The organism is Ramlibacter sp. Leaf400 (genome assembly GCF_001424545.1).
Taxonomy (GTDB): Bacteria; Pseudomonadota; Gammaproteobacteria; order Burkholderiales; family Burkholderiaceae_C; genus Ramlibacter.
The window spans coordinates 121,616-135,881 of record NZ_LMQL01000003.1 but is presented as its reverse complement, the minus strand read 5'-3'; the positions used below and the strand labels follow the sequence as shown (position 1 = coordinate 135,881).

Here is a 14,266-nt window from a genome sequence, read left to right as displayed (position 1 = left end):
CCGGCCTGCGCGGCCGAACTCACTGCGCGCTGCTGCGCAGCGCTCCGTTCAGACAGCGGCCGCGAGTCAGAGGTTGNAACTCGCAGGGCATTCCGCGGCCCGGCCTGCGCGGCCGAACTCACTGCGCGCTGCTGCGCAGCGCTCCGTTCAGACAGCGGCCGCGAGTCAGAGGTTGACATCAAGCTCGCCTGACGGCTCGCAACGGCCGGGCCGCGGAAAGCCCGGCTCGTCCCACAAATCGCCCGGGCCAGGCGCTGCCTGCCGCGTGGGAGCAGGGTGCGGGGGCGGGCAAAAACCCTCAACGCCCCGCTGCTCGCCTCGTCACTGCCATTCGCTTTTCTTCGCCACCGTCATCCCCGCGGAGGCGGGGATCCAGTGCTTCCTTGAAGTCCGCTGAAGGCGGACGCTCTGGATTCCCGCCTTCNGAGCAGGGTGCGGGGGCGGGCAAAAACCCTCAACGCCCCGCTGCTCGCCTCGTCACTGCCATTCGCTTTTCTTCGCCACCGTCATCCCCGCGGAGGCGGGGATCCAGTGCTTCCTTGAAGTCCGCTGAAGGCGGACGCTCTGGATTCCCGCCTTCGCGGGAATGACGAAGCAGGGCGAGCGGGAACGGCGGGGCGAAGAGAGAAGCGAAGTGACGGTGTGGGCCCTGCCAGCGAACCACCGCTGCCGCCGCCCCTGACGCCAAAGCAGCCACCAGCAACGCCAGCAACGCCAGCAACGCCAGCAACGAGCGCCTTACTTCTTCCCGCCCACCTGCGGCAACGCAGCCGACCCACCCACGGACAACAACCCCGCCTTGCTGTAGACAGCAAGCTTGTCCCGCGTATCCACGATGTCGAGATTTCGCATCGTCAGCTGCCCGATCCGGTCCCGCGGCGAGAACATCGACTCGCCCTTTTCCATCGTCAGCCGCTCCGGCTGGTAGGTCAGGTTCGGCGACTCGGTGTTCAGCAGCGAGTAGTCGTTGCCGCGGCGCAGCTCCAGCGCCACCTCGCCGGTGATCGCGCGCGCCACCCAGCGCTGCGCGGTCTCGCGCAGCATGATGGACTGCGGATCGAACCAGCGGCCCTGGTACAGCAGGCGGCCCAGGCGGCGGCCGTTGTCGCGGTACTGCTCGATGGTGTCTTCGTTGTGGATGCCGGTGACCAGCCGCTCGTAGGCGATGAACAGCAGCGCCAGGCCCGGGGCCTCGTAGATGCCGCGGCTCTTGGCCTCGATGATCCGGTTCTCGATCTGGTCGCTCATGCCCAGGCCATGGCGGCCGCCGATGCGGTTGGCTTCCAGGATCAGCTCGACCGGGTCGTCATAGGTCTTGCCGTTCAGGGCGACCGGCTGGCCTTCGTCGAAGCGCACGCGCACTTCCTCGGCCTTGACCGGCACTTCGTCCTTCCAGAAGGCCACGCCCATGATCGGGTTGACGATGCGGATGCCGGAGTTCAGGTGCTCCAGGTCCTTGGCCTCGTGCGTCGCGCCCAGCATGTTGCTGTCGGTGCTGTACGCCTTCTCGGCCGACATCTTGTAGGCGAAGCCGGCCTTCTGCATGAAGGCGCTCATCTCCGCGCGGCCACCCAGTTCGTCGATGAAGGCCTGGTCCAGCCAGGGCTTGTAGACCTTCAGCGAGGGGTTGGTGAGCAGGCCGTAGCGGTAGAAGCGCTCGATGTCGTTGCCCTTGAAGGTGCTGCCGTCGCCCCAGATGTTGACGTCGTCCTCCTTCATCGCCGAAACCAGCATCGTGCCGGTGACGGCGCGGCCCAGCGGCGTGGTGTTGAAGTAGGTCACGCCCGCGGTGGAGATGTGGAAGGCGCCGGCCTGCAGGGCGGCGATGCCTTCCTGCGCGAGCTGCTTGCGGCAGTCGATCAGGCGCGCCTTCTCGGCGCCGTACAGCATCGCCTTGCGCGGGATCTCGTCGTAGTCCGGTTCGTCCGGCTGGCCGAGGTTGGCGGTGTAGGCGTAGGGGACGGCGCCCTTCTGGCGCATCCAGTGCAGCGCGGCGCTGGTGTCCAGGCCGCCGGAAAACGCGATGCCGACCTTCTGGCCGGCGGGCAGGTGCTCGAGGATGGTGGTCATGGGGGAAGGGGCTAGGGGCTGGGGGCTAGGGACTAGGGGATTCCGAGGGGCGGGGGCGGGGCCGGTTTCCCTAGCCCCTAGCCCCCAGCCCCTAGTCCCTCATCCGAAGTGACAGATGTAGTGATAAGCCTCCACCACCCGGATCTCGAACGACGAGTTGGCCGGCACGGCGAACTTCTGGCCGGCCGAGGAGCGCACCCATTCGTTGCTGCCCGCGAGCTTGTACTCGCAGGCGCCGCCCACGCATTCCATGATCTCCGCGGCGGCGGTGTTGAAGGTCAGGGTGGCGGGCAGGATCACGCCCACCGACTTCTTCGTGCCGTCGGCCAGCGTGACGCCGTGGCTCACGCAGCGGCCGTCGAAATACACGTTGGCGCGCGTGGTCACGCTGACGCCGGCAAGGGTCTCGGTGCTCATGGGGGAATGGGGGTGCGGGGAAACCCGGGATTCTAGGCGCAAGACCCCCGCCCGCTCATCCGCTGAATCCGATCCGCTGGCGCATGCGTAACCCCTGGCAGGACAATCCCCGCTTCATGGCCCACGACCTCGCCGACACCGAACTGGTGCAGCTCCTCGACCGCATCGCGACCCGCGCCCGCCCCGGCGACGCCGAGGCCGCCCTGCGCTCGCTCTACGACCTCACCTCGTCCAAGCTCTACGGCGTGGCGCTGCGGGTGGTGGGCAACCGCGAATGGGCCGAGGACGTGCTGCAGGACGCCTACCTCAACATCTGGCGCATCGCGGTGGACTACCGCGCCTCGCTCAGCCCGCCGATGGCCTGGATGGGCGTGATCGTGCGCAGCCGGGCGCTGGACTTCCTGCGCCGGCGCAACACGGAGCGGATCGACACGGCCGTCGAGCTGGACGACTACATCGCCGACACGGTGGCCGGCGACTCGGCCGACCCCATGGACACCAGCCAGGCCAGCGAGCAGGCCTGGGCGCTGCACGAGTGCCTGCGCAAGCTGGAGGCGCGCCAGCGCGAGGTGGTGAGCCTGGCCTACCTGCGCGACCTGAGCCACAGCGAGCTGGCCCAGCAGCTCAAGCTGCCGCTGGGCACCGTCAAGACCTGGATCCGCCGCGGCCTGGAGCAGCTGCGCGGCTGCATGGCGCGGTTCGCCTGAGGAGGTTGCGATGGACCTGCTGCGCCACCCCGACCTGGTCGACCGCCTGGCCGCCGCCTACGCGCTCGGCACGCTGCGCGGCGGCGCCCGCCGCCGTTTCGAGGCGCTGGCCCGCCAGCACCCGTCCATCCGAGTGGCGGCGCTGGCCTGGCAGGAACGCTTCGCCGCCCTCACCGAGCTGCAGCCGAACGAGGCGCCCAGCCCCAACGTGTGGAAGCGCATCGAGAACCTGCTGCCGACCCTGTCCGGCTTCGCGGGCTCGAAGGAGCACCCGGTGCTCGAGCGCCTGCGCCGGCGGCTGGGCTGGTGGCGCGGCACGGCGCTGGCGGGGCTGGCGACGGCGGCTGCGGTCGCCGTGGTGAGCGTGAACCTCGGCCGCCGGGTGCAGGAGCGCGACGCCGAACTGGCCCAGGCCACGCAGCAGGGCCAGCAGCTGGCCCGCGAGAACACCCAGCTGGCCGCGCAGCTTCAGGCCCAGCCGCAGATCCAGTACGTGGCGGTGCTGGCCGACGACAAGTCGACGGCGCAGGTGCTGGTCACCTTCGATCCGCGGCACAACCGGCTGACCCTCAAGCACGTGGGCAGCGTCCACGTGGGCGCGGACCGCTCGCTTCAGCTGTGGGCGCTGCCGCCCGGGGGCGCGCCGCGTTCGCTGGGTGTGCTGGGCGAGGAGCCGGTGGTGCGGCTCACGGCCGCCGAGAACCAGGTGCGCGAAGTGCCGGCGCTGGCGATCAGCCTGGAGCCGCGGGGCGGTGCGCCGGTCGGCAGCGGGCCGACGGGGCCCGTGCTGTTCAAGGGGCCGCTGCTGCAGACCCCGGTGTGATGACGCCCGTCAGCGATGACGGTGGTGGTGGCGGTGCCCATGGCCGAAGCCGTGCACGAAACCCAGGTGCAGGCTGACCGGCGGCCGCCAGTAGTACGGCGAAGGGTAGTAGGCCGGGTAGACGCTGGTGGCCGGCACGATGACGGTGGGCGCGGCGGCCAGCACCATGGGCTCGGGGGCCGAAACCTGCGGCGGGGCGGGAGCGTAAGCCGGCGCCTGGGGAGCTTGCGGCGCCTGCTGGAAGGCCGGCGGCGACACCACCGGCGTCACCTGCAGCTGCACCGTCGGGCCCGGGTCGTGCGGCAGGGTCACCGAGTACTGCCGGCCGGCGTATTCGTAGATCACGTTGTAGCTGACCGCGCGGTTCTCGTAGAACATCTGCGTGGTGCAGTGCTGCACGTTCTGGTACTGCGTGGCGCCCCCGCCCTCGACGCGGTCGCCCAACAGCGCGCCGCCCAGCACGCCCAAGACGGTGGCCGCGCCGCGGCCGCCGCCCGAGCCGATCTGGCTGCCGATGGCGCCCCCGGCGATGGCGCCCATCACGCCGCCCGCGCCGGTGGTGGACTGCTGCACCGGCACCTGCTGCTGCGAGCAGACCTGGCGCGGCACCTGCACCTGCTGGATGACCGGGGTGCTGGAGAGGACGCGGCCGACTTCCTGGGCGTGCACGGCGCCCGCGGCGGCAGCGGCGATCGACAGGAAGACGAGCTTTTTCATGGCAGCCTCATGGGGCAGGAAGGCGATGCCCAAATTCTAGGCACGCGGCCGCCCGCGCGCTGGCGCGGGGCGGTAAACGGCACGTAAAAGTCGAGCTTCAGCGCTGCTGCGCCAGCGCCTGCCAGGCCTGCGCATCGAAGCCGACCGTGGTGGCGCCGCCGGGCCACTCGACCACCGGCCGCCTGATCACGCTGGGCTGGGCCAGCATCAGTTGGCGGGCCGAGGCTTCGTCCTGCACGCCGTGCTGCTGCGCAGGATCGAGCTTGCGCCAGGTCGTGCCCTGGCGGTTGACCAGCCTCTCCCAGCCGACGGCGCGGCTCCAGCCGGCCAGCCGCTCCTGCGGCACGCCGGCCTTCTTGAAGTCGTGGAACTGGTAGGCCACGCCCTGGCCGTCGAGCCAGGCGCGCGCCTTCCTGACCGTGTCGCAGTTGGCGATGCCGTAGAGGGTGACGCTCATGCGGCGATGCTAATCCCAAGGACAATCGCGGCATGCAGACCTTGCAAGACTGGCTGGCGCACTGCGAGCGCCTGCACCCCAAGGCCATCGAACTGGGCCTGGACCGCGTGCGCGGCGTGTGGGAGCGCATGGGCGTGTCGTTTTCGTGCGTCGTGGTCACCGTGGCCGGCACCAACGGCAAGGGCTCGACCTGCGCGATGCTGGAATCGATCGCCCACCAGGCCGGCTGGCGCACCGGCGTCTACACCTCGCCGCACCTGGTGCACTTCGAGGAGCGCTGCCGCCTGCTCGGCCAGCCCGTCTCGGCCGAGGCGCTGGTGCCGCACTTCGAGCGGGTGGAGCAGGCGCGCCAGGACACGCAGCTGACCTACTTCGAGTTCACCACGCTGGCGATCCTCGGCCTGATGGCCGCCAGCGAACTGGACGTCGCCATCCTGGAGGTGGGCCTGGGCGGCCGGCTGGACGCGGTCAACGTGGTCGACGCCGACTGCGCGGTGATCACCAGCATCGACCTGGACCACCAGGAGTTCCTGGGCCCGGACCGCGAGTCCATCGGGCGCGAGAAGGCCGGCATCCTGCGCGCGGGCCGGCCGGCCATCGTGAGCGATCCGGTGCCGCCGAAAAGCGTGGTGCAGGCGGCCGAGTCGCTGGGCGCCGACCTCTGGCTGCTGGGCCGCGACTACAACTTCTCCGGCGACAAGCAGCAGTGGGCGTGGGCCGGGCGCGGGCGCCGCTACGCCGGCCTGGGCTACCCGGCCCTTCGCGGCGCCAACCAGCTGGTGAACGCCTCGGGCGTGCTGGCCGCGCTCACGGCGCTGCGCGACCGGCTGCCGGTCACGGCGCAGGCGGTGCGCACCGGGCTGGCCCTGGTCGACCTGCCGGGCCGTTTCCAGATCGTGCCCGGCCAGCCGACGCTGGTGCTGGACGTGGCGCACAACCCGCATTCGGTGGCCGCGCTGGCGGCCAACCTGGATGCCATGGGTTTCTATCCGACCACGCGGGCGGTGTTCGGCGCCATGGGCGACAAGGACCTCAACGCGATGCTGCGCAAGATGGACCCGCTGGTGGACGCGTGGTATTTCAGCGACCTGGACACGCCGCGCGCGGCGGGCGCGGCCTCGCTGCAGGCGCTGTGGCAGGCCCGGACGACGCGCAAGGACGCGGTCTCCAGCACCCACGCGGGCCCTCTCGAAGCACTGCGCAGCGCGATGGGCGAGGCGGACCCCACTGATAGAATCCTGGTCTTCGGATCGTTCTACACGGTGGGAGGCGTTCTGAAGGACGGCCTCCCCCGCCTCCAGGCCCGACACCTGGGCTCCTGAACCCTCGGCGACACGCTTCATGGCCTTCTTCAAGTTCCGCAAGGGTGGCGACGAGACGCAAGCGGCCCCGCCGCAAGCCGAGAGCGTCGAAGTGCTTCGGCGCCGCGCGCGCCACCGCCTGATCGGCGCGGCCGTGCTGGTGCTGCTTGGCGTGGTCGGCTTCCCCCTCCTGTTCGACACCCAGCCGCGGCCGATCGCGGTGGACATCCCCATCGAGATCCCGGACCGCAACAAGGCCAAGCCGCTGCCGGTGCCCGTGGCATCGCCCAAGGCGGCGCAGGCCAGCGAGCCCGCGGCGCCGGTCGTCGCAGGCAAGCCCGCGCCGGCGCCCGTGGCGGCGGGAGTGGTCTCGTCCGGCGCCGTCACGCCGGCCACGCCGGTCGCGCCGGCGGTGGCCGAAGCACGGCCCGAGCCGAAGCCGGAAACCAGGGCCGAGGCCAAGCCGAAGGCCGAAGCCAAGGCGCCGGCCCCCGCGCCCGAGGCCAGGCCGGTGCAGGCCGCCGCGGCCGAGAAGGCGGCCGACGGCCGCTACGTCGTGCAGGTGGGCGCCTTCTCCGACGTCGGCAAGGCGCGCGAGGCGCGGCAGAAGGTCGAGAAGGCCGGCCTGAAGACCTACACCCACGTGGCCGAGACCAAGGACGGCCGCCGCATCCGCGTGCGCGTCGGGCCTTTCGCCACGCGTGCCGAGGCCGACAAGGCGGCCGGCCGGCTCAAGGACCTGGATTTGCCCGCGGCCATCCTCACCTTGTGAGCAGGCGAGCCGGATGGCGGTGCTCGACTGGGTCTTTCTGGGTGTGCTGGGGTTCTCGCTGCTGCTGGGCGTGCTGCGGGGCCTGGTCTTCGAAGTGATGTCCGTGCTGAGCTGGATCGCGGCCTTCGTGCTGGCCCAGTGGTTCGCGCCCCCGGTGGGCGCCTGGCTGCCGATGGAGCGCGCGGCCGAACCGCTGCGCTACGCCGCCGGCTTCGCCATCGTGTTCGTGGCGGTGGTGTTCGCGGGCGGCCTGGTGGCCTGGGCCAGCCGCAAGCTGGTCGAGGCCGTGGGCCTGCGACCGGCGGACCGGGCGCTGGGCGCCGGCTTCGGGCTGGTGCGCGGCGCGGTGCTGCTGCTGGCCGTGGCGGTGGTGGTGAACATGACGCCGCTGCGCACCGCGCAGTGGTGGACCGAATCGGTGGGCGCCGGCGTCTCGACGGCGGCGCTCAGGGGATTGAAGCCGGTGCTGCCGGAGGAATTCGCGCAGTACCTACCGGGGTAATTGGCAATGTGTGGAATCGTCGGCGTCGTCAGCGGCGCACCCGTCAACCAGCTGATCTACGACGCGCTGCTGCTCCTGCAGCACCGCGGCCAGGATGCGGCCGGCATCGTGACGCAGCAGGAGCGCAAGTTCTTCATGCACAAGGCCAAGGGCATGGTGCGCGACGTCTTCCGCACCCGCAACATGCGCGCCCTGCCGGGCAACGCGGGCCTGGGCCAGGTGCGCTACCCGACCGCCGGCAATGCCTACAGCGAGGAAGAGGCGCAGCCGTTCTACGTCAACGCGCCGTTCGGCATCGTGCTGGTGCACAACGGCAACCTGACGAACGCGCAGGCGCTCAAGGCCGAGTTGTTCTCCAGCGACCACCGCCACATCAACACCGAGAGCGACTCGGAGGTGCTGCTCAACGTCTTCGCCCATGAACTGGAGAAGGCCACGCGCGGCGTGCCGCTGCAGCCCGACGACGTGTTCCGCGCGGTGGCCAACGTGCACCGGCGCGTGCGCGGCTCCTACGCGGTGATCGCCCTCATCGCGGGCCACGGCGTGCTGGCCTTCCGCGACCCGTTCGGCATCCGGCCGCTGTCCATGGGGCGCAGCAAGGACGGCACGGTGATGGTGGCCAGCGAGTCGGTCTCGCTCGAAGGCACCGGCCATGTCTTCGAGCGCCAGGTGGCGCCGGGCGAGGCGGTGTTCATCGACCTGGAAGGCCGCGTTCACTCGCAGCAGTGCGCCGACAAGCCGCAGCTCTTTCCCTGCATCTTCGAATTCGTGTACCTGGCGCGGCCCGACTCGGTGCTGGACGGCATCTCGGTCTACCAGGCCCGGCTGAACCTGGGCGAGACGCTGGCCAAGCGCGTGGTGTCCACGGTGCCGCCCAACGAGATCGACGTGATCATCCCGATCCCGGAATCGAGCCGGCCCAGCGCCACGCAGCTGGCCCACCTGCTGGGCGTGCCGTACCGCGAAGGCTTCGTGAAGAACCGCTACGTGGGCCGCACCTTCATCATGCCGGGACAGGGGGTTCGCAAGAAGTCGGTGCGCCAGAAGCTCAACGTGATCGGCAGCGAGTTCCGCGGCCGCAACGTGCTGCTGGTGGACGACTCCATCGTGCGCGGCACCACCAGCCGCGAGATCGTTCAGATGGCGCGCGACGCCGGCGCGAAGAAGGTCTACCTGGCCAGCGCCGCGCCGCCGGTGCGCTTTCCCAACGTGTACGGCATCGACATGCCCACGCCCAGCGAGCTGGTGGCCCACGGCCGCACCATCGAGGAGGTGCGCGAGATCATCGGCTGCGACGCCCTGATCTACCAGGACGTGGAAGGAATGAAGCGCGCCGTGTCCGCGGCCTGCTCGCCGGGCTCGATGAAGCTCGACGGCTTCGATGCCTCCTGCTTCGACGGCGTGTACGTCACCGGCGACATCAACGCCGACGACATCGCCCGCATCAACGAGGCGCGCATCGGCCAGGAAGACCCGCTGGAGGAATCCACCTCGCGGCTGGCCCTGCCCAACGCGCAGGAGGCGTGACATGAAGGGCAGGCAACTTCCCGCGGGTCTGCACCGGGACACGCTGGCCATCCGCGCCGGGATCGAGCCCAGCCAGTACGGCGAGAACTCCGAGGCGCTGTACCTCACCAGCGGCTTCCTGCAGCCCGACGCCGCGACGTCGGCGCGCCTCTTCGCCAACCCGCAGGAGGGCTACACCTACGGCCGCACCTCCAATCCCACGGTGACCTGCTTCGAGCAGCGCCTGGCGGCCATGGAGGGCACGGAGGCGGCGATCGGGACTTCGACGGGCATGGCGGCGATCCTGCTGCTCGGCATGGGCGTGCTCAAGGCCGGCGACCACGTCGTCTGCTCGCGCTCGGTGTTCGGCTCCACGCTGAACCTGTTCGCCAAGGAGTTCGGCAAGTTCGGCGTGGAATCCTCCTTCGTCTCGCAGACCGACCTGAAGGAGTGGCAGGCGGCCATGCGCCCCAACACCCGGCTGCTTTTCGCCGAGACGCCCACCAACCCGCTGACGGACGTGTGCGACATCCGCGCGCTGGCCGACGTGGCCCACGGCGCCGGCGCGCTGCTGACGGTGGACAACTGCTTCTGCTCGCCGGCGCTGCAGCGTCCCACCGAGCTGGGGGCGGACCTGGTCATCCACTCCGGCACCAAGTACCTGGACGGGCAGGGCCGCGTGATGGCCGGTGCCATCTGCGGACCGGCCCGGCTGGTCAACGACGTCTTCGCGCCCCTGGTCCGCACGGCCGGCATGACGCTGGCGCCGTTCAACGCCTGGGTCGTGCTCAAGGGACTGGAGACGCTGTCGCTGCGGATGCAGGCCCACTGCGCCAACGCGATGGCCATCGCCCGCTTCCTGCAATCGCATCCGGCCGTGACGCGGGTGTACTACCCGGGGCTGGAAACGCATCCGCAGCATGAGCTGGCGATGCGGCAGCAGGCGGGCCTCGGCGGCCCGGTCGTGGCCTTCGACGTCAAGGGCAGCGATCCCGAGTCGCTGCGCCGCAATGCATTCCAGGTGATCGACAGCTCGCAGGTGATGAGCATCGCGACCAACCTGGGCGACACCAAGTCCATCATCAGCCATTCCGCCACGACGTCGCACGGCCGCCTGACCGAGGAGCAGCGGCAGGCTGCCGGCATCGGCCAGGGCCTGGTTCGCCTGGCCGTCGGGCTGGAACACGTAGAAGACATCAAGGCCGACCTCATGCGCGGCCTCTCCAAGCTGTGAAAGTCCGCACCCGTTTCGCGCCGTCGCCGACCGGCTTCATCCACCTCGGCAACATCCGCTCGGCCCTGTACCCGTGGGCGTTCGCGCGCTCGGAGGGCGGCGACTTCATCCTGCGCATCGAGGACACCGACCTGGAGCGCTCGTCGCAGGCGGCGGTGGACGTCATCCTCGAGGGCATGAAGTGGCTGGGCCTGGACCACGACGAAGGCCCGCACTACCAGATGCAGCGGATGGACCGCTACAAGGAAGTGCTGGCGCGCATGCGCGAGCAGGACCTGGTCTACCCCTGCTACATGAGCGTGGCCGAGCTCGACGCGCTGCGCGAGCGGCAGATGACCAGCAAGGAAAAGCCGCGCTATGACGGCACCTGGCGGCCCGAGCCCGGCAAGCAGCTGCCACCGGTGCCCGAGGGCGTGCAGCCGGTGCTTCGCTTTCGCAACCCGCTGACCGGCGTGGTGGCCTGGGAAGACAAGGTCAAGGGCCGCATCGAGATCAGCAACGAGGAGCTGGACGACCTGGTGATCGCGCGGCCCGACGGCACGCCCACCTACAACTTCTGCGTGGTGGTCGACGACATCGACATGGCGATCACCCACGTCATCCGCGGCGACGACCACGTCAACAACACGCCGCGCCAGATCAACATCTTCCGCGCGCTGGGCCAGGAGCCGCCGGTGTACGCGCACCTGCCCACGGTGCTCAACGAGCGCGGCGAGAAGATGAGCAAGCGCAACGGCGCCAAGCCCGTCACGCAGTTCCGCGAAGAGGGCTTCCTCGCCGACGCGGTGGTGAACTACCTGGCGCGCCTGGGCTGGTCGCACGGCGACGACGAGATCTTCAGCCGCGAGCAGTTCCTGCAGTGGTTCGACCTCGACCACCTGGGCAAGAGCGCGGCGCAGTTCGACGAGGCCAAGCTGCGCTGGGTGAACGCCCAGCACATGAAGGCCACGCCCGACGAGCAGCTCGCCACGCTGGCGGGGGAGCGGCTTGTGCAGCGCGGCATCACGCCCGACGCGCGGCTGCCGCGCATCTGCGGCCTGTTCAAGGACCGCTGCGACACCACCGTGGTGCTGGCCGACTGGGCCGCGCGCTTCTACCTGCCGGTGCAGCCCAGCGCCGACGACCTGGCCCGGCACATCACCGAGGGCGTGCGCCCCGCACTGAGCATGCTGGGCCGGATGCTCGAGGGCGTGAACTGGGAGAAGGCCGCGATCGCCGAGAGCCTGAAGGAAGTGCTGCGCGCGACGGGCCTGAAGATGCCGCAGCTGGCCATGCCGGTGCGCGTGCTGGTGCTGGGCACGCCGCAGACGCCGTCGCTCGATGCGGTGCTGGAGCTGATGCCGCGCGATATTGTTGTGCAGCGTCTGGCGGGCGCCTGAAAGTTTCGGTGTAGAATTCGAGGCTCGACACCGGACGGGGGTATAGCTCAGCTGGGAGAGCGCTTGCATGGCATGCAAGAGGTCAGCGGTTCGATCCCGCTTACCTCCACCAAGCAAGGTGTCGTAGAGAGAAGGTAGCGCGCGTAGCGCGCTGTTCCAAGGTTTCGACCCTATCGTCTAGAGGCCTAGGACATCACCCTTTCACGGTGAGTACCGGGGTTCGAATCCCCGTAGGGTCGCCAGGATTCGCGAAAGCGATCAAGGCACAAGTGGCAGGCACTTGGCTCGCAAGAGTGAACGCCGCACCAACGCGGAGTGGTAGTTCAGTTGGTTAGAATACCGGCCTGTCACGCCGGGGGTCGCGGGTTCGAGTCCCGTCCACTCCGCCAGCAAATCAAAGCGGCACCATGCGAAAGCGTGGTGCCGTTTTTCTTTTCCGACGCCACAGCGGAGTCTAGGTTTTGGCACTCAAGAACTGGAGCGTGGACCTGGCCCGGCGCTCCCTGGACTTCCAGGAAGCGCAGCTGCGCAAGCTGGCGCAGCGCTGGCGCAACATCGTGCGCGCGGTGTTCCTGGTCATGGCGGCCGTGGTCTGGCTCACCTTCATCGAGGAGACGGTGCACGGGCACCGCCTGACGCTCGAGGCGGTGGCCGACCGCGACGCCAACCTGGCGACCGCCGTCGAGCACTACTCGGTGCGCGTGCTGCGCACCGCCCGAGCCGTGCACGGGCTGCTGGAGGGCATGGTGGTCCAGCGCCGCAGCGAGCAGGAGCTGGTGCACATGATGGCCGACCGCGCCCGCGCCAACGACTCCATCGAGGAGCTGGGCCTGTGCCTGGCCGATGGCCGGGTGCTGCCGCCGCCCGCGGCCGGCTCGCTGCTGGACGAGGGGAGTTGCGCGCAGGTGCTGCCCTTGACCCGTACCGGCGCGGAGATCAGCGTGCTGCCCCCGGCCGGCGAAGGCGGTGCCCGCCGCCTGCCCGTCACCCTGCAGCTGCGGGACCCGGCGGGCCAGTTCCTCGGCGTGGCGGTGGCGCTGGTCCGCGTGGAGACCCTGCTGGGCGTGATGCAGTCGGCCCAGCTGCACGACGACACCGCCGTGCTGCTGCTGGGCGCCGATGGCCTGGCGCGCGCCGCCTGGCGTTCGCGCACCGGCCACGTGACCGACGCGACCGGCCTGAAGCTGCTGTCGGGGCTGATCGCCGCGCGCGGCGACACCGCGTCGATCGAGGGGCGCGACTACCTCGTGACGTCCCACCCCGTGCCGTCGATGCAACTGCACATCGTGGTGGCCAGCGCCGCCGGCGATGCGCTGGCGGACTACCGCGACCGGCGCCTGCGCATGCTGCTGCTGTGCGCGCTGATGACGGCGGGCCTGGGCGGCGCGTACTGGCTGCTGGCCCACATGCATGCCGAGGGCGTGGAACGCGCCAACGCCCTGAACAACGCGCGCGCCGAACTGCAGGCGCTCAACATCAGCCTGGACCAGCAGGTGCAGGAGCGCACCTCGCAGCTGCAGCAGGCCTACCGCGACCTGGAGACGTTCTCCTATGCCGTCGCGCACGACGTGCGGGCGCCGCTGGCCGGCATCTCCGGGTTCGCGGAAGCCCTGCAGCCCTTCGTCGAGGACGCGGGCACCGACAAGCACCAGCACTACCTCAAGCGGATCAAGGCCAACGCCGCGCACATGGACGAGCTCACGCGCGGGCTGCTGGAGCTGGGCCGCCTGTCGCGCGCGCCGCTGCAGCAGCGGCCGGTGGACCTGACCGCGCTGGCGCACGATGTCGTGGCCCGGCTGCGCGAGACCGGCGCGGACCGGGACGTCGACGTGCGCATCGAGCCCGGCCTCTCGGCCCAGGGCGACGGTGCGCTCCTGCGCCAGGTGCTGGAGAACCTCCTGGGCAACGCCTGGAAGTTCAGCTCGCGCCGGCCACTCGCCCGCATCGCTTTCGGCCGCGAACAGGACAGCGGGGCGCAGGCCGTGTTCTCCGTCGAGGACAACGGCGAGGGCTTCGACAACGACCGGGCCGCCAATCTCTTCCAGCCCTTCAGCCGCCTGCACAAGAGCAGCGAGTTCCCCGGCACGGGCGTAGGCCTGGCCGCGGTCCGGCGGATCGTCGCGCTGCACGGCGGCGACGTCTGGTGCCAGGCCCAGCCCGGCGCCGGCGCGCGTTTCTTCTTCTCGCTTCCGGCCTCCCGCGCCTAGCCCGGCGACGGCCGGGCGCGCCGCGGCCGAGCCACCGTTTCCTACGCCGATTGCCGCGCCTGCCCGACGGGCCCGCTGCGCGGCCCTGCGCAGACTGATGCCCAGCGGTACCGGTCTCCGTCGTTCGAAAAAGGCCGGACCTCCCATAGGCCGACCTCCATGACCCCTTCGAAA

13 protein-coding genes and 3 tRNA genes are annotated in these 14,266 nt (G+C 70.2%); 12 read left to right on the top strand and 4 right to left on the bottom strand.

Features of this window, described 5'->3' with window-relative positions; all coding sequences use genetic code 11:
- Positions 1-738: 738 nt before the first annotated feature.
- Positions 739-2,070, bottom strand: coding sequence for an argininosuccinate synthase (gene argG / locus ASG30_RS03500; RefSeq protein ID WP_055892699.1), 1,332 nt, complete (start codon positions 2,068-2,070; stop codon positions 739-741).
- Positions 2,071-2,169: 99 nt separating this feature from the next.
- Positions 2,170-2,487: a pyrimidine/purine nucleoside phosphorylase gene (gene ppnP, locus ASG30_RS03495; protein WP_055892696.1), complete on the bottom strand. Its 318-nt coding sequence runs from the start codon at positions 2,485-2,487 to the stop codon at positions 2,170-2,172.
- Positions 2,488-2,603: 116 nt separating this feature from the next.
- Between ppnP and ASG30_RS03490 the strand changes: the two genes are divergently transcribed.
- Together ASG30_RS03490 and ASG30_RS03485 are read left to right on the top strand one after the other, a co-directional pair.
- Positions 2,604-3,194, top strand: a complete 591-nt coding sequence (locus tag ASG30_RS03490) for an RNA polymerase sigma factor (RefSeq protein ID WP_055892694.1) — start codon at positions 2,604-2,606, stop codon at positions 3,192-3,194.
- 10 nt (positions 3,195-3,204) lie between these two features.
- Complete coding sequence (locus ASG30_RS03485; RefSeq protein ID WP_055892691.1) at positions 3,205-4,017, top strand: anti-sigma factor; 813 nt, start codon at positions 3,205-3,207, stop codon at positions 4,015-4,017.
- A 9-nt stretch (positions 4,018-4,026) separates the two neighbouring features.
- Here the strand turns inward: ASG30_RS03485 and ASG30_RS03480 are convergent, their stop codons facing one another.
- Positions 4,027-4,734 carry a glycine zipper 2TM domain-containing protein gene (locus tag ASG30_RS03480; protein WP_055892688.1) on the bottom strand — a complete coding sequence of 236 codons (708 nt, stop codon included), beginning with the start codon at positions 4,732-4,734 and terminating at the stop codon, positions 4,027-4,029.
- Positions 4,735-4,831: 97 nt separating this feature from the next.
- Positions 4,832-5,191 carry an ArsC family reductase gene (locus tag ASG30_RS03475; protein ID WP_055892685.1) on the bottom strand — a complete coding sequence of 120 codons (360 nt, stop codon included), beginning with the start codon at positions 5,189-5,191 and terminating at the stop codon, positions 4,832-4,834.
- 32 nt (positions 5,192-5,223) lie between these two features.
- Here ASG30_RS03475 and folC point away from each other — a divergent pair, with 32 nt between their 5' ends.
- From folC to ASG30_RS03425, 10 genes are all read left to right on the top strand, one after another.
- Positions 5,224-6,513, top strand: coding sequence for a bifunctional tetrahydrofolate synthase/dihydrofolate synthase (gene folC / locus ASG30_RS03470; RefSeq protein ID WP_055892682.1), 1,290 nt, complete (start codon positions 5,224-5,226; stop codon positions 6,511-6,513).
- Positions 6,514-6,532: 19 nt separating this feature from the next.
- Positions 6,533-7,264 (top strand): SPOR domain-containing protein, encoded by a 732-nt coding sequence (locus ASG30_RS03465; protein WP_055892679.1) that lies wholly within the window; start codon positions 6,533-6,535, stop codon positions 7,262-7,264.
- 13 nt (positions 7,265-7,277) lie between these two features.
- Positions 7,278-7,766 carry a CvpA family protein gene (locus tag ASG30_RS03460; RefSeq protein WP_055892676.1) on the top strand — a complete coding sequence of 163 codons (489 nt, stop codon included), beginning with the start codon at positions 7,278-7,280 and terminating at the stop codon, positions 7,764-7,766.
- Between the two features lie 6 nt (positions 7,767-7,772).
- On the top strand, positions 7,773-9,293 hold the full coding sequence (gene purF, locus ASG30_RS03455) for an amidophosphoribosyltransferase (protein WP_055892673.1): 1,521 nt from the start codon (positions 7,773-7,775) through the stop codon (positions 9,291-9,293).
- A gap of 1 nt (position 9,294) precedes the next feature.
- Positions 9,295-10,506, top strand: coding sequence for an O-succinylhomoserine sulfhydrylase (locus ASG30_RS03450; protein ID WP_055892671.1), 1,212 nt, complete (start codon positions 9,295-9,297; stop codon positions 10,504-10,506).
- The gene (gene gltX, locus ASG30_RS03445) at positions 10,503-11,885 is read left to right on the top strand and encodes a glutamate--tRNA ligase (RefSeq protein WP_055892669.1); all 1,383 of its coding nucleotides are present in this window, start codon (positions 10,503-10,505) and stop codon (positions 11,883-11,885) included. The genes ASG30_RS03450 and gltX overlap by 4 nt, the downstream gene beginning before the upstream one ends.
- Before the next feature lie 36 nt (positions 11,886-11,921).
- Positions 11,922-11,997: transfer RNA gene (locus tag ASG30_RS03440), tRNA-Ala, on the top strand.
- Positions 11,998-12,051: 54 nt separating this feature from the next.
- Positions 12,052-12,127, top strand: a tRNA-Glu gene (locus ASG30_RS03435).
- Positions 12,128-12,197: 70 nt separating this feature from the next.
- A tRNA-Asp gene (locus ASG30_RS03430) sits at positions 12,198-12,274 on the top strand.
- Between the two features lie 72 nt (positions 12,275-12,346).
- A complete protein-coding gene (locus ASG30_RS03425) occupies positions 12,347-14,092 on the top strand; it encodes a sensor histidine kinase (RefSeq protein WP_156385406.1) in 1,746 nt (581 codons plus the stop codon).
- Positions 14,093-14,266: the final 174 nt, after the last annotated feature.

What these genes read in the sequence shown, in the direction of transcription:
- argG (WP_055892699.1), bottom strand. Translation starts at nt 2,070, where the DNA reads ATGACCACCATCCTCGAGCACCTGCCCGCCGGCCAGAAGGTCGGCATC.
- ppnP (WP_055892696.1), bottom strand. Translation starts at nt 2,487, where the DNA reads ATGAGCACCGAGACCCTTGCCGGCGTCAGCGTGACCACGCGCGCCAAC.
- ASG30_RS03490 (WP_055892694.1), top strand. Translation starts at nt 2,604, where the DNA reads ATGGCCCACGACCTCGCCGACACCGAACTGGTGCAGCTCCTCGACCGC.
- ASG30_RS03485 (WP_055892691.1), top strand. Translation starts at nt 3,205, where the DNA reads ATGGACCTGCTGCGCCACCCCGACCTGGTCGACCGCCTGGCCGCCGCC.
- ASG30_RS03480 (WP_055892688.1), bottom strand. Translation starts at nt 4,734, where the DNA reads ATGAAAAAGCTCGTCTTCCTGTCGATCGCCGCTGCCGCCGCGGGCGCC.
- ASG30_RS03475 (WP_055892685.1), bottom strand. Translation starts at nt 5,191, where the DNA reads ATGAGCGTCACCCTCTACGGCATCGCCAACTGCGACACGGTCAGGAAG.
- folC (WP_055892682.1), top strand. Translation starts at nt 5,224, where the DNA reads ATGCAGACCTTGCAAGACTGGCTGGCGCACTGCGAGCGCCTGCACCCC.
- ASG30_RS03465 (WP_055892679.1), top strand. Translation starts at nt 6,533, where the DNA reads ATGGCCTTCTTCAAGTTCCGCAAGGGTGGCGACGAGACGCAAGCGGCC.
- ASG30_RS03460 (WP_055892676.1), top strand. Translation starts at nt 7,278, where the DNA reads ATGGCGGTGCTCGACTGGGTCTTTCTGGGTGTGCTGGGGTTCTCGCTG.
- purF (WP_055892673.1), top strand. Translation starts at nt 7,773, where the DNA reads ATGTGTGGAATCGTCGGCGTCGTCAGCGGCGCACCCGTCAACCAGCTG.
- ASG30_RS03450 (WP_055892671.1), top strand. Translation starts at nt 9,295, where the DNA reads ATGAAGGGCAGGCAACTTCCCGCGGGTCTGCACCGGGACACGCTGGCC.